Source organism: Bacillus changyiensis, from assembly GCF_027706145.1.
Lineage (GTDB): Bacteria > Bacillota > Bacilli > Bacillales > Bacillaceae > Bacillus > Bacillus changyiensis.
This window is the reverse complement of sequence record NZ_JAQFWW010000002.1, coordinates 910,791-933,741: the sequence shown is the minus strand read 5'-3', so window position 1 is coordinate 933,741 and position 22,951 is coordinate 910,791. Positions and strand designations below refer to the sequence as shown.

21 protein-coding genes and 1 rRNA gene are annotated in these 22,951 nt (G+C 38.6%); 13 read left to right on the top strand and 9 right to left on the bottom strand.

Annotated elements, in window-relative coordinates:
* From PDT38_RS11805 to dnaA, 8 genes are all read right to left on the bottom strand, one after another.
* A 16S ribosomal RNA gene (locus tag PDT38_RS11805) occupies positions 1-106 on the bottom strand; the annotation flags it as partial.
* Between the two features lie 606 nt (positions 107-712).
* Entirely contained in the window at positions 713-3,172 is a 2,460-nt protein-coding gene (gene gyrA, locus PDT38_RS11800; RefSeq protein ID WP_270801670.1) for a DNA gyrase subunit A, read from the bottom strand.
* Between the two features lie 192 nt (positions 3,173-3,364).
* A complete protein-coding gene (gene gyrB / locus PDT38_RS11795; RefSeq protein WP_270801766.1) occupies positions 3,365-5,278 on the bottom strand; it encodes a DNA topoisomerase (ATP-hydrolyzing) subunit B in 1,914 nt (637 codons plus the stop codon).
* A 66-nt stretch (positions 5,279-5,344) separates the two neighbouring features.
* Positions 5,345-5,581 carry an extracellular matrix regulator RemB gene (gene remB / locus PDT38_RS11790; RefSeq protein WP_270801668.1) on the bottom strand — a complete coding sequence of 79 codons (237 nt, stop codon included), beginning with the start codon at positions 5,579-5,581 and terminating at the stop codon, positions 5,345-5,347.
* 17 nt (positions 5,582-5,598) lie between these two features.
* Positions 5,599-6,711 (bottom strand): DNA replication/repair protein RecF, encoded by a 1,113-nt coding sequence (gene recF, locus PDT38_RS11785; RefSeq protein WP_270801667.1) that lies wholly within the window; start codon positions 6,709-6,711, stop codon positions 5,599-5,601.
* A gap of 15 nt (positions 6,712-6,726) precedes the next feature.
* Positions 6,727-6,942, bottom strand: coding sequence for a S4 domain-containing protein YaaA (gene yaaA / locus PDT38_RS11780; RefSeq protein WP_270801665.1), 216 nt, complete (start codon positions 6,940-6,942; stop codon positions 6,727-6,729).
* A 152-nt stretch (positions 6,943-7,094) separates the two neighbouring features.
* Positions 7,095-8,231 carry a DNA polymerase III subunit beta gene (gene dnaN, locus PDT38_RS11775; protein WP_270801664.1) on the bottom strand — a complete coding sequence of 379 codons (1,137 nt, stop codon included), beginning with the start codon at positions 8,229-8,231 and terminating at the stop codon, positions 7,095-7,097.
* A 181-nt stretch (positions 8,232-8,412) separates the two neighbouring features.
* Complete coding sequence (gene dnaA, locus PDT38_RS11770; protein WP_270801662.1) at positions 8,413-9,753, bottom strand: chromosomal replication initiator protein DnaA; 1,341 nt, start codon at positions 9,751-9,753, stop codon at positions 8,413-8,415.
* 578 nt (positions 9,754-10,331) lie between these two features.
* Between dnaA and rpmH the strand changes: the two genes are divergently transcribed.
* From rpmH to PDT38_RS11710, 12 genes are all read left to right on the top strand, one after another.
* The gene (gene rpmH / locus PDT38_RS11765; RefSeq protein WP_003178075.1) at positions 10,332-10,466 is read left to right on the top strand and encodes a 50S ribosomal protein L34; all 135 of its coding nucleotides are present in this window, start codon (positions 10,332-10,334) and stop codon (positions 10,464-10,466) included.
* Between the two features lie 86 nt (positions 10,467-10,552).
* Positions 10,553-10,912: a ribonuclease P protein component gene (gene rnpA / locus PDT38_RS11760; protein WP_270801660.1), complete on the top strand. Its 360-nt coding sequence runs from the start codon at positions 10,553-10,555 to the stop codon at positions 10,910-10,912.
* Positions 10,913-11,061: 149 nt separating this feature from the next.
* Positions 11,062-11,859, top strand: a complete 798-nt coding sequence (gene spoIIIJ / locus PDT38_RS11755) for a YidC family membrane integrase SpoIIIJ (protein ID WP_270801764.1) — start codon at positions 11,062-11,064, stop codon at positions 11,857-11,859.
* Positions 11,856-12,479, top strand: a complete 624-nt coding sequence (gene jag, locus PDT38_RS11750) for an RNA-binding cell elongation regulator Jag/EloR (RefSeq protein WP_270801658.1) — start codon at positions 11,856-11,858, stop codon at positions 12,477-12,479. Before spoIIIJ ends, jag begins: the two co-directional genes overlap by 4 nt.
* Before the next feature lie 270 nt (positions 12,480-12,749).
* Complete coding sequence (gene mnmE / locus PDT38_RS11745; RefSeq protein WP_270801656.1) at positions 12,750-14,129, top strand: tRNA uridine-5-carboxymethylaminomethyl(34) synthesis GTPase MnmE; 1,380 nt, start codon at positions 12,750-12,752, stop codon at positions 14,127-14,129.
* A gap of 14 nt (positions 14,130-14,143) precedes the next feature.
* A complete protein-coding gene (mnmG, locus tag PDT38_RS11740; protein WP_270801655.1) occupies positions 14,144-16,030 on the top strand; it encodes a tRNA uridine-5-carboxymethylaminomethyl(34) synthesis enzyme MnmG in 1,887 nt (628 codons plus the stop codon).
* Between the two features lie 13 nt (positions 16,031-16,043).
* Positions 16,044-16,763, top strand: coding sequence for a 16S rRNA (guanine(527)-N(7))-methyltransferase RsmG (gene rsmG, locus PDT38_RS11735; protein ID WP_270801653.1), 720 nt, complete (start codon positions 16,044-16,046; stop codon positions 16,761-16,763).
* Between the two features lie 97 nt (positions 16,764-16,860).
* On the top strand, positions 16,861-17,712 hold the full coding sequence (gene noc / locus PDT38_RS11730; protein ID WP_270801652.1) for a nucleoid occlusion protein: 852 nt from the start codon (positions 16,861-16,863) through the stop codon (positions 17,710-17,712).
* A gap of 46 nt (positions 17,713-17,758) precedes the next feature.
* Positions 17,759-18,616, top strand: a complete 858-nt coding sequence (locus tag PDT38_RS11725) for an RNA polymerase sigma-70 factor (RefSeq protein WP_270801650.1) — start codon at positions 17,759-17,761, stop codon at positions 18,614-18,616.
* 61 nt (positions 18,617-18,677) lie between these two features.
* On the top strand, positions 18,678-19,124 hold the full coding sequence (locus PDT38_RS11720; protein WP_270801648.1) for a carboxymuconolactone decarboxylase family protein: 447 nt from the start codon (positions 18,678-18,680) through the stop codon (positions 19,122-19,124).
* A 211-nt stretch (positions 19,125-19,335) separates the two neighbouring features.
* Positions 19,336-20,097, top strand: coding sequence for a sporulation initiation inhibitor protein Soj (soj, locus tag PDT38_RS11715; protein WP_270801646.1), 762 nt, complete (start codon positions 19,336-19,338; stop codon positions 20,095-20,097).
* Positions 20,090-20,938 (top strand): ParB/RepB/Spo0J family partition protein, encoded by an 849-nt coding sequence (locus PDT38_RS11710; protein WP_270801644.1) that lies wholly within the window; start codon positions 20,090-20,092, stop codon positions 20,936-20,938. The genes soj and PDT38_RS11710 overlap by 8 nt, the downstream gene beginning before the upstream one ends.
* Before the next feature lie 22 nt (positions 20,939-20,960).
* On the opposite strand, the gene yyaC is transcribed toward PDT38_RS11710, so the two are convergent.
* On the bottom strand, positions 20,961-21,587 hold the full coding sequence (gene yyaC, locus PDT38_RS11705; RefSeq protein ID WP_270801643.1) for a spore protease YyaC: 627 nt from the start codon (positions 21,585-21,587) through the stop codon (positions 20,961-20,963).
* A gap of 307 nt (positions 21,588-21,894) precedes the next feature.
* Here yyaC and PDT38_RS11700 point away from each other — a divergent pair, with 307 nt between their 5' ends.
* On the top strand, positions 21,895-22,908 hold the full coding sequence (locus PDT38_RS11700) for a YkvI family membrane protein (RefSeq protein ID WP_270801641.1): 1,014 nt from the start codon (positions 21,895-21,897) through the stop codon (positions 22,906-22,908).
* Positions 22,909-22,951: the final 43 nt, after the last annotated feature.

Sequence of the window (22,951 nt, the reverse complement as noted above, 5' to 3'; positions counted from 1 at the left end):
TCCGCCGCTAACCTTTCGGGAGCAAGCTCCCTATGGTCCGCTCGACTTGCATGTATTAGGCACGCCGCCAGCGTTCGTCCTGAGCCAGGATCAAACTCTCCATAAAATGGAGTGCAGATTAGTTCGTCACAAGTGACGACATCTGCCCTGACTTGCACTAAATGTGCTTTTTTATTACTTGAATTAACAGGTACGTTTTGTCTTGTTTAGTTTTCAAAGAACTTCATTGCCGCTCTTGAAGCGACTATTCAAATATAACATTTACAAGACAAGTAGTCAATACTTTTTTATAAAAAAGTTTTTACTTATCTTTTCTTTATATTGGACGAAAATCATTATAGCATATTATTTTGCTATAGAAAAGATAAAATTTAAGATTTTTTCAGGTTGAAAGTTAGGTCTCATTTTATTGAATATATAAATTCTATTTTTTGGATATATAAGTCATCTGTTGTGTAAGCTAAAATGTCCAGTTTTTATATTCACAACAAACGATCAACTTAATATTACACCTTTAGATGACAGCTTATATTGTAAAAGCTATTAGTACTCCTGAACTTACGTATATCCCGCAATTCAAAACGTTTAATTTTGCAGAATAGACAGCAAGGCAGTTATTTTTAAAACAAAATTTTTGCTGATATATAGCGTTTATTAAATGAGAAAAAGGCGTCCAATCGTCAAAAGTCGACTAATTGGACAGCCTCTTGGATTATGATTCTTCAGTTTCTTTATCGGTTTCTTCATCTTTTTCAACTAAAGCAACTGTTGCAACATGCTCTTGTTCATTCAATCGAATGAGACGTACTCCCTGTGTGACACGTCCTGTGATTGAAATATCATTAATATCCATTCGGATGATTACTCCGCTGGCGGTGATAATCATTAAATCTTCTTCTCCGCTAGTGGCTTTAACTGTAACAAGAGAACCATTATTTTCTGTGATTCTGCATGTTTTCAGTCCTTTTCCTCCCCGGCTTTGGATTCTATATTCAGAAGCAGGCGTCAGTTTACCGTAGCCTTTTTCTGTCACGATCAAAACATGGGAGTTTTCTTCCAAGATCTCCATACCGACTACGATATCATCATTTGTTAAAGTGATCCCTTTAACACCGGCTGCGGTTCTTCCCATCTGGCGAACATCACTTTCTGAGAAACGGATGAGGAGCCCGTTTTTTGTTCCAATGACAATTTGTTTATGGCCGTCAGTTAAACGAACTGCCATCAACTCGTCTTCATCACGAAGGCTTAAAGCAATCAAGCCATTATTACGAATGTTCGCAAATTGAGAGAGCGTTGTCCGTTTAGAAATTCCGTGTTTTGTGGTGAAGAAAAGATATGATTCATCATCAAACTTAGTGACCGGAATAATCGCGTTAATCCATTCCCCTTTTTCTACTTCCAAAAGGTTAATGATTGGGATTCCTTTTGCCGTTCGCCCAAATTCGGGGATCTCATACCCTTTTGCACGATAAACTTTCCCTTTATTTGAGAAAAAGAGAATCGTATCGTGAGTAGATGTAGAGATCAAATGTTCGACAAAGTCATCTTCATTCGTTCCCATTCCCTGAATTCCTTTTCCACCTCGTTTTTGGCTGCGATAAGTAGAAGAAGGAAGCCGTTTAATATATCCATTATGCGTTAAAGTAACAACGATATTTTCTCTTGGAATGAGATCTTCATCTTCAATCGCTTCAAGACCCGTTGTGACAATCTCCGTTCGACGCTCATCATTAAAACGATCTTTAATTTCGGTCAGTTCTTCGCGAATGATTTCAAGCACTTTTTCTTCATCTGCTAAAATCGCTTTTAATTCAGCAATAAGTTTAACTAGATTTTGATACTCTTCTTCAATTTTTTCTTGTTCAAGACCGGTCAGGCGCTGAAGACGCATATCTAAAATGGCTTGTGCTTGTTTTTCTGTTAATGAAAACTTTTCGATTAAACCATTTTTGGCAATTTCTCCAGTTTGTGAATTTCTAATTAAGGATATGACTTCATCAAGATGGTCAAGTGCTATTCTTAATCCTTCAAGAATATGAGCTCTTGCTTCCGCTTTTCGAAGTTCAAAAGCAGTACGCCTTCTAATGACCACTTTTTGGTGATCGAGATAGTGTTGAAGACATTGTTTTAAACTTAATACTTTAGGTTGTCCATCAACAAGTGCTAACATGTTAATGCCAAATGAAGTTTGTAAAGCTGTTTGTTTATACAAGTTATTTAACAATACATTTGCATTAGCATCTCTTCTCAACTCAATGACAATCCGCATACCATTACGGTCTGATTCATCCCGAAGATCAGTGATCCCCTCAATTTTTTTATCACGAACAAGTTCTGCAATTTTTTCAATCAATCTTGCTTTGTTCACCTGATAAGGTATTTCTGTAATAATAATCATCTGCTTACCAGATGATGTTTCTTCAATTCGTGCTTTAGCCCGGATGGTGATTGAACCTCGGCCCGTTTCATAAGCTTTGCGAATGCCGCTTCTTCCCATGATCATCCCGGCTGTCGGAAAATCAGGTCCTGGAATGATTTCCATCAACTCTGCAATCGTGATATCTGGATTTTGGCTCACTGCCAACACGCCATTCACAATTTCACCTAACTGATGTGGAGGAATATTTGTTGCCATACCTACTGCAATTCCGGCAGCTCCATTGACAAGGAGGTTAGGAAACCTCGCAGGCATAACAATCGGTTCTTTTTCCGATCCATCATAGTTATCTTGATAGTCGATGGTGTCCTTGTTAATATCACGCAAGATTTCCATCGATATTTTTGACATTCTTGCTTCTGTATACCGCATAGCTGCGGCAGAATCGCCATCGACAGAGCCAAAGTTTCCATGACCTTGCACAAGCATATACCTATAGTTAAAATCCTGTGCCATTCTGACCATAGCCTCGTAAACGGCGGAGTCGCCATGGGGATGGTATTTACCGATGACTTCACCGACAATACGCGCGGATTTCTTATAAGGCTTGTCACTTGTCATCCCTAGATCATTCATCGCATACAAGATCCTTCTATGCACCGGTTTAAGGCCGTCTCTGACATCAGGCAGAGCACGAGCAACAATAACACTCATTGCATAGTCTAAAAAAGACGTTCGCATCTCATGGCTTATATTAATTTCTTGAACCCGGGGTTTTTGTTGTTCACTCATTTAAAAAAACCTCCCTTAAGAATCTATATGAGTTGTGTGGGAGTAGATTTGTATTTATACTCTTCAACGAATAAGGCTATTCTCCATTATATCAATATTCTTCAATTTATACACATTAAATAACTAGGATATTAAAGGTTTGTTCTAGAAAAGACCTTATTTCATTCAAGTGAAAATAAGGTCTCACATACATTAAATATCTAAGTTCTTTACATATTGAGCATTTTCTTCAATGAAGTTACGACGCGGTTCCACCTTGTCTCCCATCAGCATCTCGAAGGTTTCGTCAGCATCAATCGCATCTTTAAGTGTGACTTGTAGCAATGTTCTCGTTTCTGGATCCATTGTTGTTTCCCAAAGCTGAGTCGCATTCATTTCACCTAATCCTTTATAGCGTTGAAGACCAGGCTTTGGATTTTGCGGGATTTCCTTTAAAATATCCTCAAGCTGCTTATCATTGTATGCATACTCAACCCGTTTGCCCTGTTGTATTTTATAGAGAGGCGGCTGGGCAATATAGATATATCCTTGTTCAATAATTCTCCTCATGTAACGGTAGAAAAAGGTAAGCAACAATGTTCTGATATGCGCACCATCTACATCGGCATCCGTCATGATGACGACTTTATGATAGCGAGCTTTTTCTAGATTAAAGTCTTCACCGATCCCTGTACCAAGAGCGGTAATCATAGAGCGCACTTCATTATTTGATAAGATCTTATCAAGGCGAGCTTTTTCTACATTTAAAATTTTTCCTCTTAATGGCAATATCGCTTGGAAATGGCGGTCTCGTCCTTGTTTAGCAGACCCGCCTGCAGAGTCTCCCTCAACAATATAGAGCTCAGAAATTGCCGGATCTTTTGAAGAACAATCAGCCAATTTTCCCGGTAGACTACTCACTTCTAATGCACTTTTTCTTCGTGTCAGTTCACGTGCTTTTTTGGCCGCCATACGGGCTCTTGCTGCCATAACACCTTTTTCAACAATTTTTTTTGCTGAATCCGGATTTTCAAGAAGAAATTTTTCCAAGGCTTCTGAAAAAAGGGCGTCTGTTATCGTACGGGCTTCTGAGTTGCCAAGTTTTGTTTTAGTTTGCCCCTCAAACTGCGGGTCTGGATGCTTAATGGAGATGATGGCTGTCAACCCTTCCCGAACATCTTCACCGCTTAAGTTTGAATCGCTTTCTTTGAACACACCTTGCTTTCTAGCATAATCATTAATCACGCGAGTTAAGCCTGTTTTAAAACCAGCCTCATGAGTTCCACCCTCATACGTATGAATGTTATTGGCAAATGAATAAATGTTGCTTGTATAACTATCATTGTATTGTAGAGCCACTTCAACCGTAATCCCGTCTTTCGATCCTTCAATGTAAACCGGTTCGTCATGAATGACTTCTCTTGAGCGGTTTAAGTGTTCTACATAACTCTTGATTCCGCCTTCATAACAGTATTCATTTTTTCGTTCCTTACCTTCACGTTTATCTTCAATTGTAATTTTGACACCTTTTGTTAAAAAGGCAAGTTCACGGACTCGTGTGGCAAGTGTGTCATAGTCATACTCTGTTGTTTCTGTAAAGATTTCAGAGTCAGGAGAGAAATGAGTGGTGGTTCCTGTCACATCTGTCTCACCGATTACTTTTAAATCAGCTTTGGGAACACCTCGTTCAAACTCTTGATAATGAATCTTCCCATCTCTATAAACCGTTACATCAAGCTCTGTTGAAAGGGCGTTTACAACAGAAGCACCAACACCATGCAATCCGCCGGAAACTTTATAGCCGCTTCCATCAAATTTACCACCAGCGTGCAGGACTGTCATAATGACTTCAACAGCCGGACGGCCCATTTTTTCGTGTATCCCGACTGGTATTCCACGTCCATTGTCTTTTACCGTGATGCTGTTGTCATTTAGAATTTCAACGTTGATTTCTGTACAATAACCAGCGAGTGCTTCATCGATACTATTATCAACGATCTCCCATACTAAATGGTGCAACCCTTTACCGCTTGTTGATCCAATGTACATTCCTGGTCTTTTGCGGACGGCTTCTAACCCCTCAAGAACCTGTATCTGATTTTCATCGTAATTATTTTGCTGTTCCATTGCCACGCACATTCACCTACACTTTTCTTCAAACATAATAAATTTATAGTAAAGATTCTTTATGAATCAAATTCCGGTTTGGACCTGTGTTCGTTTTTTCAACGTGCCTGAGGCTAAAGGAGAAAAATAAATTGACTGAACTGTGACAACAATTGACTTCGGCGTATTGTTGGTAGATAGAATCGAGTCTTTTTGTTTTGTTAGGAATTCTTCAACAATCGGAGATGCCTTTGTCTTGTAATCAAAAATAGCCACAATTTCATGTGTTGAGACGACGAAGTCGTCACCTAAATGGATATACAATCCCTCACCCCGTTTTTTCAGTCCAATAGCGTGCCATTTTCAACACGAAAGATTCCAGCTTCATTTAAGGTTTTATGATCAATGCCATCAATACTTGTCGTTGTAACAAAGGTCTGAACACGACCTTGGATCGTGTGAAGCAGGTGTGACTGTCGATAGTCATCAAGCTCTGATAATACATCATCTAAAAGCAAAATCGGGTACTCCCCAATTTCTTCTTGAATTAAGTCAATCTCAGCCAACTTCAAAGAGAGCGCCGTTGTTCGTTGCTGCCCCTGTGAACCATAGGTTTGAACATCTCTACCATTTACATAAAAAGAAACATCATCTCTGTGAGGACCTGAAAGAGAAACACCGCGATCAATTTCCTTATCTCTTAATTTAGAAAACGATTCTTGGTAACTATTGATTATTTTCGACAAATCCGGTGTTTCTGATACGTGAAGAGATGTATGATACTTCAAGGTCAGTTCTTCAAGCCCTCTTGAAATTCCAGAATGAATAGGTTTAGCCCATTTTTCAAGCTGATCTACAAATTGAAGACGTTTCATCACAACCTTTGCCGCAAACTCAATAAGCTGTTCTGTCAAAACGTCAAGCATTGTATGATCAGTCTGTTTTCTTGTTTGAAGCTGCTTCAAGAAATGATTGCGCTGTGAAAGGATTTTTTGGTAAAGAGAAAGATCATGAAGATATACGGGTGATACTTGGCCGATTTCCATATCCAAAAACCTTCTCCTGACCTGCGGACTTCCTTTTACAAGATTTAAGTCTTCTGGAGCAAACATAATTGTGTTAACAGCTCCGACATATTGGCTCAGTTTTTGTTGTTCGATATGATTAAGCTTTGCTTTTTTTCCTTTTTTAGAAATGACGAGCTGAATGGGAACAGAACCGTTTTTTTTCATGATCCTACCCTCTATTTTAGCATAGTCTGCATCCCAACGTATCAGTTCTTTATCATTTGAGGTTCGATGAGACTTCGCCATCGCAAGCACATAAATTGCTTCCATCAAATTTGTCTTACCTTGAGCATTCTCTCCAATGATGATGTTTACTTTGTCTTCAAACTGTAGATCGAGACACTCATAATTCCGGTAAGAAGACAAAGTGAGATTTTGGATATACAATTACTATCACCCGCTTTAGCCGACAACTTGAAATGAACCGACACCTTTAATCATGACAACATCTCCTACATATAGTTTTCGACCACGGCGATTATCCGGTTCACCATTAACGAAAACTTCATATTCGGACAAGAACCATTTGGCCATCCCACCTGACTGAATAACATCTGCTAATTTAAGGAACTGACCAAGGGTAATCATGTTTGTGTCAATAGCTACCGTCTTTGTCATTTTATCGACCTCTTTCAATATCACTAATACCTAATTGTACTAAAAAATAGGGGGACATGGGAAGGGGTAACTTGTGGTATATCAAAAACAGCTTGGATCCAGTTAACTTGAAAATATGTGAAGCTGCCGAACAAAAGCCGGCAGCTTCTTGATTAATACGTCCGAACTGGAAGAATCAATTGAACAATCGAATCATTGTTCGGAGTGCGGATCAGAAAAGGTCTCATTGCTCCTGTAAAGCTGACATGAATATCTTCTCCCTCAAAAACTTTAAGAGCATCCAACATATATTTCGGACTAAAAGATATTTTTAAGTCTTCCCCTTCAATTTGCTCAGCATTCACTGTTTCAACAACTTTTCCGATTTCCGGGGAATTTGAAGAGATTTCAATTGATTCGTCAGCGGAGGCTGTTAGTTTGACCACATTGTTACGACCTTCTCTCGCTAGCAAAGAAGCCCGGTCGATAGCCTGAAGAAACTCTTTTGTATTCACAATCAAATTTGTTTTACTATCCTGTGGAATTAAACGGTTTGTGTCAGGATAATTTCCATCAAGCAGTCTTGAGAAAAATAGAACGTTTTTTGTTTTAAAAAGAACTTGTGTTTCTGTAATGACAATATCTACAAGCTCTTGGTGATCATCAAGGATCTTACTTAATTCTGTTAAGCTCTTACCAGGAATCACAACATTGTAAGAGCGCTCCCCATTGATATCAAGTTGTGCTTTTCTTAATGCGAGACGGTGACTATCCGTCGCAGTGCATATTAATTCACTATCACTCACCTTCCAGTTTACACCTGTCAAGACGGGGCGTGTTTCTGAGGTGGACACCGCAAAAACGGTTTGACGGATCAGGTTTTTTAACAGGTCAGTCGGTATTTGAAAAGAATGATGTTCTTCTATTTGAGGTAATAGTGGATATTCACTAGCATCAAGACCGTTTAGATTAAATTCGGCTTTTCCTGAGCGGATCATTGTTAAATACTGATTTTGAACTTCAATTTCTACAGTAGACATCGGCAGTTTTTTGACAATTTCACTAAAAAACCGTGCTTGCAAAACAATACTTCCTGGTTTTTCAACTGTTACGATTTCCAAATCGCCGTCTTCTTTTGGAATAAATGATTCAATTGAGACATCAGAATCACTTCCTGTAAGGGTTACTCCTTCATCAGATGCAACAATTTTAATCCCTGTCAATATTGGAATTGTTGTTCTCGAAGAAACCGCCTTTAATACATTTTGTACACTCTCGACTAAACGGTCTTTTTGAATCGTAAATTTCATGACCATCCTCCTTAGGAACCTATTATTATTATGTTTTAAAAATAGTAGAAGTAATAGTAGGGGCTGTGAATATGTGGATAAGTGGGAGAAGTGAAAGGAAACACAGTCTATCCACATGTGGACAGACTGTGTATGGCTATGTTCTAGTTATTCACACTTTCCCGTTATCCGCTAAACGACACTACCTCAATTGTTCTTTTATTTCTTTAATTTGTTGTTGAAGCTGTTCATCACTGCTCAGCAGTTTCGATATTTTCTCATGGGCATGAATGACCGTTGTATGGTCTCTTCCCCCAAACTCCTCCCCGATTTTAGGGAGAGATGAATCAGTCATTTCTCTTGATAGATACATAGCAATTTGCCGTGGAAATGCTACCGATTTTGTCCGTTTTTTCGCTTTAAAATCTTCCAATTTGATATTATACTGCTGACCAACAATCCGTTGAATGTCTTTTATCGTAATCACTTTTGGTTTTGAGGAAGGAATAATATCTTTTAAAGCCTCTGCTGCTAAATCAGCATTAATATCTTTATTAATCAAAGAAGAAAACGCGACAACTCGTATTAAAGCTCCTTCTAACTCTCTAATGTTGCTATCGATTTGATTGGCAATATAAAGCATGACTTCATTTGGAATATCTAGACCTTCTGCCTTCGCTTTTTTTCTTAAAATGGCAATTCTCGTTTCTAAATCAGGAGGTGTGATATCAGTAATTAACCCCCACTCAAATCGGGAACGTAAGCGGTCTTCAAGCGTCGGAATTTCTTTAGGCGGTCTATCGCTTGAAATGACAATTTGTTTTGTTTCATCATGCAATGTATTAAACGTATGAAAGAATTCCTCTTGTGTTTGTTCTTTTCCCGCCAAAAATTGAATATCATCTATTAGAAGAACGTCGACATTTCGATAGCGATTGCGAAAATCGACAGCCTTATTGTCTCGGATTGAGTTAATAAATTCATTTGTGAATTTTTCAGATGACAAATAAATCACTTTTGCATCTGGATTATGCTCGAGGACATAATGTCCAATCGCATGCATTAAGTGAGTTTTTCCAAGGCCGACGCCCCCATAGATAAACAGAGGGTTGTATGCTTTTGCCGGTGCTTCAGCAACTGCTAATGAAGCTGCATGAGCAAAGCGATTTCCAGAACCTATCACAAAAGTATCGAATGTGTATTTGGGATTCAGCATATTTTGTGGAAAATCGGCTGATTCTTCTTTCGATATTTTTTTGACTGGAGATTTTGGCAAGAATTCTTCTTCTTTTTGATTTTGAGGAATGACAAATTTAATGCTCCATTCTTCTCCAGTGAGACCATAAATTGTCTCGGCAATCAGGTGCAAATACTTTGATTCAAGCCAGTCTCTGGCGAACTCATTTGGAGCGATGATAACTAGTGTATCTTCCTGTAGTGAATGGGCCTTTGTTGACTTCATCCATGTTTCAAAACTGGGCTTGCTTAATTTTTTTTTAATTTCCTCAAGGGCTTGCGTCCAAAGCTCCGTTATATTGTTCATGACCTGCGGTTTGTCCCTCCTTTACCAGGAATTGTTCTGTTATAGAACACGAAAAAAAAGAAAATGGGTGAATCCATTCGTTGATAAAATGTTGAAAACATATAATATAGTAGAAAAACGTCTTTTCGACATCTTTCACAAGCTGTGGACAACTTCTTTCACACTCTGTGAAAAAACTTTCCACAAGTTATCCACAGTTTGTGGATAACGATATGCTGCTTATTCTGTTATTAAGAGTTAAAACACAAATATAATATCAGAATAAGTGACCAGTTGCAATGGTTGACAAGAACTTATCCACACAGTATACAAACTGTTGAAACATTATTGTCCACAGGAGTTGATTTTGTGAAAATGTTGTCGATAATGGTTGTGGATAGTAAAAATAAAGCGAAAGATATCCACATTGTTAATTTTTGATGAAAAATGAAAATATGCTTTTGAAGCCAACTTTTTTATGTTATCCTATTATGGTGCGAAAAAAGGAATTGTGTGAGTGAAGTTGACAATCATCCACTCATCGAAATATAATGAGTTAGACTGTCTTTAACAGCTATTCCTCGAGGGAGGTGTCATACATGAAAAGAACATTTCAACCAAATAACCGTAAGCGCAGTAAAGTTCATGGCTTTCGCAGCCGTATGAGTTCCAAAAATGGACGTCTTGTATTAGCACGTCGTCGTCGTAAAGGAAGAAAAGTACTATCAGCTTAGGCCACTGAAACAAGTCAGTGGTCTTTTTTACATAAAGCAATGACCAAGATTCATTTTGCCAGCTTGTTATCGGAGTGAAGAAACACATGAAAAAGCGAAATCGATTAAAAAAAAATGAAGATTTTCAAAAAGTATTTAAAAAAGGCAACTCGATGGCAAACCGGCAGTATGTTTTATATGTGCTTCACCAACCTGAGGCGAAAGAATTCCGGATCGGACTGTCGGTCAGTAAGAAAATTGGAAATGCTGTCGTACGCAATAGGGTTAAACGGCTGATTCGTCAGGTTATCCAAGAAGAACATGATCAATTAAAACAGGAACAAGATTATATTATCATTGCTAGAAAACCGGCTGCTGATCTCACCTATGAGGAAACGAAGAAAAGCTTGCAACATCTTTTCAGAAAGACATCTGTTTATCGGAAAAAATCAGATAAACAGTCTTGATTTGCGAGTACTTTTTTAAGCGCTTCCGTTAGCCGTCAAAAATAGTACTGCCCATTCTGATTTGAAAGATGATAAAATAACGAAAAAGTATGTCTTTTTTGAAGTGATAACCGTATGTCTACGGTTTAAGTATGAAGATATAGGAGGAAATATTGTTGAAGAGGCGAATTTTATTATTGTTGAGCATGATTGGCGTTCTTGTGCTTCTAGCTGGGTGTACACAAATTAATCAGCCGATCACTGCACAAAGTGAAGGATTTTGGAATAGTTACATTGTATACCCATTGTCACAGTTGATCACCTATGTTGCAGAGGTGACGGGCAATAGCTATGGGCTTGCGATTATTCTTGTGACGATCCTTGTCCGTCTATTAATATTACCATTGATGATTAAACAGACAAAAAGCATGAGAGCAACACAGGCGATTCAGCCTGAAATGCAGAAATTACGCGAGAAATACAGTTCTAAAGATCAAAAAACACAGCAAAAATTACAACAGGAAACAATGGCTTTAATGCAGAAGCATGGTGTAAATCCATTGGCGGGCTGTTTTCCGTTGATTATTCAAATGCCGATTTTAATCGGATTTTATCATGCCATTATGAGAACACGTGAAATCGCAGAACATAGCTTTTTATGGTTTGACCTTGGAGAGCGTGACCCATTTTTTATTTTGCCGATTTTAGCAGGGGTATTTACTTTCATCCAACAAAAGCGAATGATGGCAGGAAATCCACAGCAAAATCCGCAAATGGCAATCATGCTTTGGTTGATGCCAATCATGATCGTTATATTTGCCATCAATTTTCCAGCTGCTCTTTCTCTGTACTGGGTTGTCGGTAACTTATTCATGATTGGACAAACGTTCTTAATTAAAAGTCCAGAAATAAAAACTGAGAAACAAGCTTCGGCTGGAGGAAAAAAATCTGGAGGTAAGAAAAAGTGAAGGAACTGACTGCTACTGGACGAACCGTCGACGAAGCAGTACAATCCGGGCTTAAACAACTGGGGCTTCAAGAAGCTGATGTCGAAATTCATGTCATTGATGAAGGAAAAAAAGGTTTTTTCGGCATATTCGGCTCACAACCCGCAGTTGTTAAATTACAAGAAAAAATGGATCCTATAAAAGAAGCGACACAATATTTAGAAAATGTGATTGCTCAGATGGGGATCGAAGCAAAAGTAACAAAAGAAGTAGAAACAAAAAAGATCATTTTCCATTTGGAAAGTGACAAAATGGCGCTTTTGATTGGAAAAAGAGGACAAACGTTAAATGCTCTTGAAACGTTAACACAACTTGTTCTCAACCGCTATTCTGATCACTATATGCAAGTTGTTGTTGATGCTGAAGGCTATCGTGCCAAGCGGAAAGAAGCCCTTACTCATTTGGCCTTAAAACTAGCAGATCAGGCGAAGAGACAGAAAAAAGATATTCATCTTGAGCCGATGCCTTCTAGTGAACGTAAAGTGATTCACGACACTCTTTCAAGTTATGCTAAAGAGATCGAAACATATTCTACTGGAGAAGGCCACAACCGGCATCTTGTCATCTCCTATAAACAATAATTTATAGTAAAAGCCAGTGGGGGCTTAAATCCTCCACTGGCTTTTTTCTCTGGAACAAAAAAAGAGGCCCATTGTTATTCACATGTGGATAAGTTAAAGTAAATAATAACGACTTGTTAAGGTTGTGGATAACAACTCAACTACTTCCACTTCACTTGAAACTATGGTATCTTTAAATTTTGATTACAATAAAATTTTTTACCCCATTTGAAGACTGTCTTAAAAGATGGGGATAATACATAAAAAGAACGAAAAAGAGAGGTGAACAGCATGGATACGATCGCAGCCATTTCAACGCCAATGGGGGAAGGAGCCATCGCCATCGTCAGGCTAAGCGGTCCTGAAGCTCTTTCCATTGCCGATAAAGTATACAAAGGACCTCGAGGGAAAGAATTAAGCACTGTTGCTACACACACCATTCACTACGGTCACGTTGTGGATCCTGAAACAAAAAAGGTAATAGAAGAAGTCATGGTTTCGGTTTTAAAAGCGCCAAAAACGTTTACGAGAGAAGATGTAGTCGAGATCAACTGTCATGGTGGTATTGTTACAGTCAATCAAGTACTTCAGTTAGTGTTAAGAGAAGGAGCCCGACTGGCTGAGCCCGGCGAATTTACGAAAAGGGCCTTTTTAAATGGGAGAATTGATCTCTCTCAAGCAGAGGCTGTCATGGATCTCATTAGAGCCAAGACAGACCGCGCTATGGATGTAGCTATAAATCAGATGGAGGGCAGACTTTCTAAGCTGATCAAACGATTGAGAAGTGAATTACTTGAAACACTGGCTCATGTAGAAGTGAATATTGATTATCCGGAGTATGATGATGTCGAAGAAATGACGCACAAAGTTTTGGTTGAAAAAGCCACTCATGTCAAAAAAGAAATTGAGGCACTTCTTGCAACATCAGAACAGGGTAAAATATTAAGAGAAGGAATTTCTACAGTGATCATTGGACGTCCAAACGTCGGTAAATCATCTCTGTTAAATAGTCTTGTTCATGAAACGAAAGCGATTGTAACTGACATTCCAGGTACAACGCGGGACGTTATTGAAGAATACGTTAATATTAGGGGTGTGCCGTTGCGCCTTGTCGACACAGCTGGTATTCGTGAGACAGAAGATATCGTTGAACGGATTGGAGTTGAGCGCTCCAGAGAGGTTTTAAAAAAAGCGGATTTGATTTTACTCGTCCTTAATTATAGTGAGCCACTTTCAGATGAAGACATGAAGCTTTTTGAAGCGGTTAGTGGTATGGATTTAATTGTCATTGTCAATAAGACCGATCTTGAGCAAAAGCTAGATCTTGAAAGTGTTCGGACCTTGGCTGGTAGAAGTCCTGTCGTGACAACGTCTCTTTTGAAAGAAGAAGGAATAGATGAATTAGAGGAAGCTATTCAATCACTATTTTTTACAGGAGCGATTGAAAGCGGTGATCTCACATATGTCAGTAATACAAGACACATTTCATTATTGCATGAGGCGAAGCGCATGATAGGTGATGCGCTTGAAGGAATTGAGAATGATGTACCGATTGATATCGTTCAAATTGATTTAACAAGATGTTGGGAAGTTCTAGGTGAGATCATTGGTGACGCTGTACATGAAAGCTTGATCGACCAGCTCTTTTCACAATTTTGTCTAGGAAAGTAAAGGAGGAAAAGCATATGGTCTATGAAGCAGGCCAATATGATGTCATTGTCGTTGGCGCCGGTCATGCTGGGGTGGAAGCTGCATTGGCATCAGCTAGACAAGGGGCAAAAACACTTGTCTTAACCATTAACCTTGATATGGTCGCTTTTATGCCGTGTAACCCATCTGTCGGCGGCCCCGCCAAAGGGATTGTCGTTCGCGAAATAGATGCACTAGGTGGACAAATGGCAAAAAATATTGATAAAACCCATATCCAAATGAGACTTTTAAATACAGGTAAAGGTCCGGCCGTCCGAGCTTTGCGGGCACAGGCTGATAAATTTCAATATCAGCATGAGATGAAAAAGACGCTTGAAAATGAACCGAATTTAACATTACAACAGGGAATGGTCGAGCGTCTAATTATTGAAGATGGCAAATGCTGCGGTATTATGACACAAACAGGGGCTGTTTACCATTCAAAAACGGTTGTCCTGACGACAGGAACTTTTTTAAGAGGGCGAGTGATTATTGGTGATCTTTCCTACTCTAGTGGACCAAACAATCAACAGCCTTCTATAAAGCTTTCTGAGCATCTTGAAGAGCTAGGATTTGACCTTGTCCGTTTTAAAACAGGAACACCGCCGCGGGTCAACAGCCACTCGATAGATTACAGTAAAACGGAAATTCAGCCGGGTGATGAAGCGCCTCGGGCCTTTTCATATGAAACAGTAGAATATATCACAGATCAATTGCCATGCTGGCTCACTTATACAAGTCCTGAAACACATGAGATCATCGATGGCAATCTTCATCGTTCACCAATGTATTCCGGTATGATTAAAGGAACAGGACCAAGATATTGTCCATCCATTGAAGATAAGGTCGTCCGCTTTCATGATAAGTCAAGGCATCAGATTTTTCTTGAACCTGAAGGACGGAATACGCAAGAAGTCTATGTCCAAGGACTATCAACGAGCTTACCGGAAGATGTCCAGAAAAAAATGCTTTCAACCATTCCTGGTTTGGAAAATGTAGAAATGATGAGAGCAGGATATGCGATCGAATATGATGCCATCGTACCGACACAGCTTTGGCCGACATTGGAAACAAAAAAAATACCTGGACTGTTCACAGCTGGACAAATCAATGGAACATCAGGGTATGAAGAGGCCGCTGGCCAGGGCATTATGGCTGGGATCAATGCAGGCCGAAAAGCGCTTAATAAAAAAGAAATGATTCTCGGGCGTTCAGACGCATATATCGGTGTTTTAATTGATGATTTAGTTACTAAGGGAACAAATGAACCGTACCGTTTGTTAACATCAAGAGCAGAATATCGACTGCTTTTGCGTCATGATAATGCCGACTTGCGACTTACGGAAATCGGTTATGAGGTTGGCTTGATTTCTGAAGAACGTTATCAAAAGTTCAAAGAGAAAAAAACAGCGATTGAAGCAGAGAAAAAACGTCTATATTCAGTGATCATTAAACCTTCAAAAGAAAACCAAGCATATATTCGTTCATTGGGCGGCAGTGAGTTGAAGGATGGCATCCGTGCCACCGATCTCATAAAACGGCCGGAAATGAATTATGAAACTGTGACAGCACTTGCTCCGACAGACGAAAAAGTTGCCAGCGATGTAGCTGAACAAGTTGAAATTCAAATCAAGTATGAAGGATATATTGAGAAATCATTGCAACAGGTTGAAAAACTTAAGAAAATGGAAAATAAAAAGATTCCTGACAGGATAGATTATGATGCGATTAAGGGTATTGCAACAGAAGCGCGGCAAAAACTGAAAGAAGTCAGACCGCTTTCCGTCGCACAAGCCTCACGGATCTCAGGTGTAAATCCTGCTGATATTTCCATTCTTCTTGTTTATTTGGAGCAGGGCCGAATTGCCAAGATAGCAGAATAGAAAGGATGACGGCATGAACATAGAGCAATTTAGATCCGGTTTGGAGGAGAAAGGGATCGCCCTTTCTGACTTTCAACTGGAGCAATTTGAAACCTATTATGAATGGCTGTCAGAATGGAATGAAAAAATCAATCTAACCTCAATTACTGAGAAAAAAGAGGTCTATTTAAAGCATTTTTACGATTCGATTACGACGTCTTTTTATGTTGATTTTAAAACATTCAACAGTCTTTGTGATGTTGGGGCAGGTGCTGGTTTTCCAAGCCTGCCAATTAAAATTTGTTTTCCTCATTTACATGTGACAATTGTCGATTCATTAAATAAAAGAATTCACTTTCTAAATCAGCTTTCTCAAGCTTTAAAATTAGAAAATACACATTTTTATCATGACCGTGCTGAAACATTTGGGAGATTGAAGGACAAGCGGGAGAGTTTCGATATCGTCACAGCTCGTGCGGTAGCCCGACTTTCTGTGTTAAGTGAACTATGTCTGCCACTAGTCAAGAAAAATGGTTTGTTTGTTGCGTTAAAAGCAGCTTCAGCCGATCAAGAGATTGATGTAGGAAAGAAAGCGATTAAAGCGCTAGGTGGTCGAATCGAAAATGTACATTCTTTTCAACTGCCAATAGAAGAAAGTGAAAGAAGTATCATTATTGTCAAAAAACAAACAGAAACACCAAGGAAATATCCAAGAAAACCAGGGACACCGAATAAATCTCCTATTGAAGATTAAATCATTCGGTTTCTTGTAAATTCGTGATGTTAAAGAAGGAAAAATCATGAGAAAATAGAATTATAAAAATGGCAGTGTGTAAAGGTGGTGTAGGTACATGAAGCATTCATTCTCTCGTCTCTTTGGAATCGGTGAAAAAGAAGAAGCAGAGGTTGCTGAACATGATACTGATAAAGAAAAAATTCAAGACATTGCAGTAGGCGATATTATTCCGAACCGTTTTCAGCCGCGCACCATTTTCTCTGAAGAAAAAATTCAAGAATTAGCCGCAACCATTCATACACATGGCATCATTCAACCGATTGTTGTCAGAAAAACCGATCAAGAAGGTCAATTTGAACTGATTGCAGGAGAGCGGCGTTGGCGGGCAGTCCAAACATTGAATTGGGAGAAAATACCCGCTATCATTAAGGATTTTTCAGATACAGAGACCGCTTCTGTCGCTTTAATCGAAAACCTCCAAAGGGAGGAATTATCTTCGATCGAGGAAGCATATGCATATGCAAGACTGCTAGAGCTCCACGATTTAACCCAAGAAGCTCTGGCACAAAGGCTTGGTAAAGGCCAATCAACAATTGCCAATAAACTCAGATTGCTTAAGCTACCGGAAGCGGTACAGGAAGCGATCTTGAAAAAAGATATATCCGAGCGTCATGCAAGAGCACTTATTCCATTAAAACAACCTGAACTGCAGGTTCAACTGTTAAATGAAGTGATAGAAAAAAACTTAAATGTCAAACAAACCGAAGACCGTGTAGTCAAACTGCTCGAACAAGATAAACGAAAGCCTAAACCAAAGCGAAAAGCATACAGCAGGGACACAAGAATTGCGATGAATACTATACGCCAGTCCTTATCAATGGTGGAAGACAGCGGAGTTGAACTGAAAACAGAAGAAGCAGAATTTGAAGAATACATTCAGTTGACGATCCGAATCCCCAAAAAATAAAAAAGCTCTCAGCAGAGCTTTTATTTTTTTGAAGAGAGGAAATGTTATGGAAGAGTATCAAAAGTATTGGTCACTGCTTTATTCAATTGCCTATCAAATGGTCGGCTCTTTGCAGGACGCAGAAGATATTGTTCAGGAGTTATTTGCAGACCTTCAGGGGAAAAATATCGAACAAATTGACCATATTCATTCCTACTTGACGAAATCTGTGACAAACCGCTGTATAAACTTTTTGCAATCAGCTAGGAAAAAACGCGAGATTTATGTTGGAGAGTGGCTGCCAGAACCTGAATGTAAGCAGATCGAACAGAACCCGGCAGATTCAATGATAAAAGATGAAATGATTTCTTACGCTTTTATGGTTCTTATGAGCCGATTGAATCCTATTGAAAGAGCAATCTTCATGTTCAGAGAAGTGTTTAACTACAGCTATAAAGAAATTTCATTTATATTGCAGAAATCTGATGTCAATTGCCGAAAAATGTACAGCCGAATTAAAAATAAACTAAAAGGAGAAATTTCCCTAACAGCTGATCGCAGCGACGAACAACGATTGGCAGAGTTGTTTATCCACTCAACAAAAACCGGTGATTTTGCTGAATTTGCCGACAGGATAGCTAAAGAAGCGGTATTATACGCTGATGGAGGTGGAAAAGTACGTAGTGCGATAAAACCGATCTATGGACGAAACCGTATTTATGCCTTCTTTAAAGGAATCACCTCAAAAGGAAGCCTTTCCGGTCATTATCAGTTTGTGAATATCAATGGAGCAAGGGGCGTGCTCATCAAACGAACCAACCAACCGAATTATGTCATTTGCTTTGCGTGGGATCAAAAACTTGCTTTCATCAAACATATTTACATGATTTCTAACCCAGATAAATTAAAACAAATTAAAATTTAAATGTCACAAATCATGGCCCTCCTTTGTTATATAAATGAATTGAAAAAAAGGAGGAATCCATTTGAAAACTAGATTTTTAATGGAAAAAGTAAACCCACAAGGCTACGCAGGGATGTTGGAGCTAGAAAAAGCGCAAAGAACTTCAAGTATTGATCCGATTTTAAAAGAACTGATTAAAGTACGTGCTTCACAATTAAATGGTTGTGCATTCTGCCTCGATATGCATACAAAGGATGCGCGAAAAAATGGTGAGACAGAGCAGCGATTATACGCTTTGAATGCATGGCGAGAAGCCCCTTTTTACACAGAGGAAGAACGAGCCGTTTTGGCCATGACTGAAGCCATTACATGTGTAGCTGATAATGGACTGCCAGATGATGTTTATCAAAAGGTGCGAGAATGTTTTAGCGAAACTGAAACAGCTGAACTTATTATGGCAGCCATTACAATTAATGCATGGAACCGAATTGCAATCACTACATTAAAAATGCCGCCAATTGAATCATAATCACAGATTCCCTGGAACGAAAATAAAGTTCCAGGGTTTTTATTATTATAATATAATATAAAAGTTTTTCTTGATTAACAAAAATCATATGATACTTCTTATTATGTTCGGTTTACAAAAACAAAAATTCAAAAAAAGCAAACGATTGATTCTTTTTTTGATAAAATAGAGAAATGAGAGAAACTTGTTCAATGTGAAAGTAGGTGACATTATGGGAAAAATTATTGCAATCACAAACCAAAAGGGGGGTGTTGGCAAAACAACAACCTCTGTAAACCTGGGCGCTTGTTTAGCTTATATTGGGAAAAGGGTTTTACTAGTCGATATAGACCCTCAAGGAAATGCAACAAGCGGAATTGGTATAGAAAAAGCTGATGTCGATCAATGTGTGTACGATATATTAGTAGATGACGCAGATGTGAAAGATGTGATCAAACCAACTTCAGTTGAAAACTTAGATGTCATCCCAGCCACAATTCAGCTTGCGGGAGCTGAAATCGAGCTGGTTCCAACGATTTCCCGTGAAGTCAGATTGAAACGGGCATTGGAATCTGTAAAACAAAATTATGATTATATGATCATTGACTGTCCTCCTTCACTCGGGTTGCTAACCATTAATGCACTGACGGCTGCAGATTCTGTGGTCATACCCGTTCAATGTGAGTATTACGCTTTGGAAGGATTAAGCCAGCTGTTGAATTCAGTCCGTCTTGTCCAAAAACATTTAAATACTGATCTTACGATTGACGGTGTGTTACTAACCATGCTTGATGCAAGAACGAACTTAGGTATTCAGGTCATTGAAGAAGTGAAAAAATACTTCCGTGATAAAGTATATCAAACAGTCATTCCAAGAAATATCAGGTTAAGTGAAGCACCAAGCCATGGAAAGCCAATTATTTTATACGATCCACGTTCCCGAGGTGCGGAAGTATATTTAGATTTAGCAAAGGAAGTGGCTGCGCATGCCTAAAGGTCTGGGAAAAGGGATTAATGCTTTGTTCGCAAACGTTGATTTGTCAGAAGAAACGGTTGAAGAAATTAAGCTGCAACAATTACGGCCCAATCCTTATCAACCGAGAAAGGTTTTTGATGATCAATCATTGCAAGATTTAAAGGAATCCATTTTACAGCATGGGGTATTGCAGCCGATTATTGTCAGAAAGTCAATCAAAGGGTATGAAATTGTAGCTGGAGAACGACGTTATCGAGCTGCAGAACAAGCTGGTTTAAAAACCATCCCTGCAATCGTGCGAGAGCTGTCAGAATCCTTGATGATGGAGATTGCTTTATTAGAAAACCTTCAAAGAGAAGACTTGTCACCACTTGAAGAAGCAAAAGCGTATGAATCCTTATTAAAACATCTTGATCTGACGCAAGAACAATTAGCTAAAAGACTTGGGAAAAGCAGACCCCATATTGCTAATCATTTAAGACTGTTGACACTCCCAACAAAAGTTCAGGATTTAATAGATAATGGCACTTTATCAATGGGGCATGGACGAACATTATTGGGACTGAAAAACAAAAAGAAACTTGAACCATTAGTTCAAAAAGTCGTGACTGAGCAATTAAATGTCCGCCAATTAGAAAAGTTGATTCAAGAAATGAACAACAATGTTTCACGTGAAACAAAGAAACCCCAACAAATAAAAGATGCGCTGATGAAAGAACGAGAGTCCTATTTAAGAAACTATTTTGGAACATCAGTAACCATAAAAAAGCAAAAGAAAAAGGGACGGATTGAAATAGAATTCTATTCTAATGAAGATTTGAACCGCATTCTTGATCTTTTGTCTGAAGAAAAATCATAATTATTCTCGAAAACCATCCAATTTAAGATGGTTTTTTTGTTGCAGTCTTCCCATTGTGTTTTGAATCGGATATTGATACCTTCCCTGCTGTTTTTTCAAGATAAGCTAAACCTTCAGAAAGTACATTTGCCATGCTCATGACAAGGTTTAACCGAGTGTTTTGCAATACAAAATACTCCATAAATCCACTTACATTTACAATTCCATTAATGTGTACATGACCAACTTCCGGTAAGTCCTTCCGAACTCCTGCTCCAGGCTTTAATGGTCCCTTTCCGATTTGAAAAGACCCAACACTTTTTGTCCGCCCAAGACAGGCATCGATTGCAATGATAAAAGGATGCTGATGTCTCATATGAATGTTTTCAAGCTTCTCACTCAAGTTGACAGCATGAACCGGATCGGCGAGCGTTCCATATATATCAAAGCCTTTCAGTCGTTTGGCGGCAAGTTTCATTCCAACGAGAGGACCTAGTGAATCACCTGTGGAACGGTCAGTTCCAATACAAACAACAACAATTGGGCGATCTGCAGCCTCTTTTAAATAGACGGAAATGGCTCTCCCGATCTGTTTGACAGCTAGTGGATCTGAATGAGAGACATACTCACTCATTGGTTCTTGAGAAAACAGCCGACCTTTTCGATTCATAGGGTTCCCACATCCTTATCATCATAGTAACAGCAATGTCTAGCGTCATATTTTTTGAATATGAATGGTTGTTTACATTATATCCATCAGCCACTTTTTTTATGCTTCATCACTTGGATAGTGCAAGATTCATTTGTCGCAAAGTTTTAATTTCTTCACATGAAAATGCTTTTTAAATATCGAATAAATTATATTAATATACTTTTAAAGGGAAAGAAGGATTTTATGAATGTTAGTTAAGGAAGATTAATATAGTAGCAGTAGAGATAGAAACAAGCTTAAAAATGATGAGCAGGGGTGAGAGATCGTGTGGAGAGCCGGGATGAAGTGGTTGCTTCTCATTTTAGGAAGCTTAATAGGTGCAGGATATGCATCCGGTCAAGAGATTAGACAGTTTTTTGGCGCGGGAAGCGGACTGGCTATCCTTTTATTCACGATTATATTTAGCTTATCAACTTATATAGTGATGAAAATTAGTTTTGAAGAAAAAACAGAACATTTTCTACCTGTACTAGAAAAGTTGGTTGGCCCAAGGCTAGCGAAAGTATATGATTTATTAATTATCCTCTATTTGTTTACCACGACAATCGTGATGATTGCCGGGGGTGGAGTGACATTACAAATCTTTAATATCCCATTTTGGACAGGAGTTCTTTTATTATCTTTATGTATAGTCCTCCTTTTTTTTCGCGGACTTAATAGCATATTATCTGTCAATAGCTGCTTAATTCCAATCTTAGTAATAGGGTTGCTGTATGCATTGATTTCTTTTCAACAAACCCATCAGTCATGGCCTTTAAACAGAGATCAGTTAGATAATTGGCCAGCAGGCATCACATTTGCATCCCTTAACATTCTGTCTGTTGTAGCCGTTTTATCTGCGGTCGGTAAAGAACTTAAAGGAATCGGTGAGGTCAGGATTGCCAGTGTTTTAAGCGGGTTGGTTTTTGGCATCATTTCATTCATATACAATGAAACACTTGTGGAGTTAGCGGATAAACTGTCAAAGTATGAAATACCATTATTTGCAGTTTTAGAAGGAACATCTTTTCCTATATTTATATTAATGTCAGCATTGCTTTGTACAGCTATTTATACAACAACAATTTCAAATATACTTGGACTTTCAAGTCGTTTCCTGACATTAGTGAAATGGCCGAGATGGATCACTGTAATCCTTCTCCTTTCTATAATGTTGCCGTTTACATCATTTGGTTTTTCAAATTTAATTGCTTTTTTATATCCGATTTATGGTTTGCTCAATCTGTATTTATTAGTTAATATTTTGCTTTACCCAATACTGATTAAATGGAAATCATAGAGCCACTATTATTTAAATAGAAATTGTTCTTTTCCTGTCGTTT

What these genes read in the sequence shown, in the direction of transcription:
- gyrA (WP_270801670.1), bottom strand. Translation starts at nt 3,172, where the DNA reads ATGAGTGAACAACAAAAACCCCGGGTTCAAGAAATTAATATAAGCCAT.
- gyrB (WP_270801766.1), bottom strand. Translation starts at nt 5,278, where the DNA reads ATGGAACAGCAAAATAATTACGATGAAAATCAGATACAGGTTCTTGAG.
- yaaA (WP_270801665.1), bottom strand. Translation starts at nt 6,942, where the DNA reads ATGACAAAGACGGTAGCTATTGACACAAACATGATTACCCTTGGTCAG.
- dnaN (WP_270801664.1), bottom strand. Translation starts at nt 8,231, where the DNA reads ATGAAATTTACGATTCAAAAAGACCGTTTAGTCGAGAGTGTACAAAAT.
- dnaA (WP_270801662.1), bottom strand. Translation starts at nt 9,753, where the DNA reads ATGAACAATATAACGGAGCTTTGGACGCAAGCCCTTGAGGAAATTAAA.
- rpmH (WP_003178075.1), top strand. Translation starts at nt 10,332, where the DNA reads ATGAAAAGAACATTTCAACCAAATAACCGTAAGCGCAGTAAAGTTCAT.
- rnpA (WP_270801660.1), top strand. Translation starts at nt 10,553, where the DNA reads ATGAAAAAGCGAAATCGATTAAAAAAAAATGAAGATTTTCAAAAAGTA.
- mnmE (WP_270801656.1), top strand. Translation starts at nt 12,750, where the DNA reads ATGGATACGATCGCAGCCATTTCAACGCCAATGGGGGAAGGAGCCATC.
- mnmG (WP_270801655.1), top strand. Translation starts at nt 14,144, where the DNA reads ATGGTCTATGAAGCAGGCCAATATGATGTCATTGTCGTTGGCGCCGGT.
- rsmG (WP_270801653.1), top strand. Translation starts at nt 16,044, where the DNA reads ATGAACATAGAGCAATTTAGATCCGGTTTGGAGGAGAAAGGGATCGCC.
- noc (WP_270801652.1), top strand. Translation starts at nt 16,861, where the DNA reads ATGAAGCATTCATTCTCTCGTCTCTTTGGAATCGGTGAAAAAGAAGAA.
- PDT38_RS11725 (WP_270801650.1), top strand. Translation starts at nt 17,759, where the DNA reads ATGGAAGAGTATCAAAAGTATTGGTCACTGCTTTATTCAATTGCCTAT.
- soj (WP_270801646.1), top strand. Translation starts at nt 19,336, where the DNA reads ATGGGAAAAATTATTGCAATCACAAACCAAAAGGGGGGTGTTGGCAAA.
- PDT38_RS11710 (WP_270801644.1), top strand. Translation starts at nt 20,090, where the DNA reads ATGCCTAAAGGTCTGGGAAAAGGGATTAATGCTTTGTTCGCAAACGTT.
- yyaC (WP_270801643.1), bottom strand. Translation starts at nt 21,587, where the DNA reads ATGAATCGAAAAGGTCGGCTGTTTTCTCAAGAACCAATGAGTGAGTAT.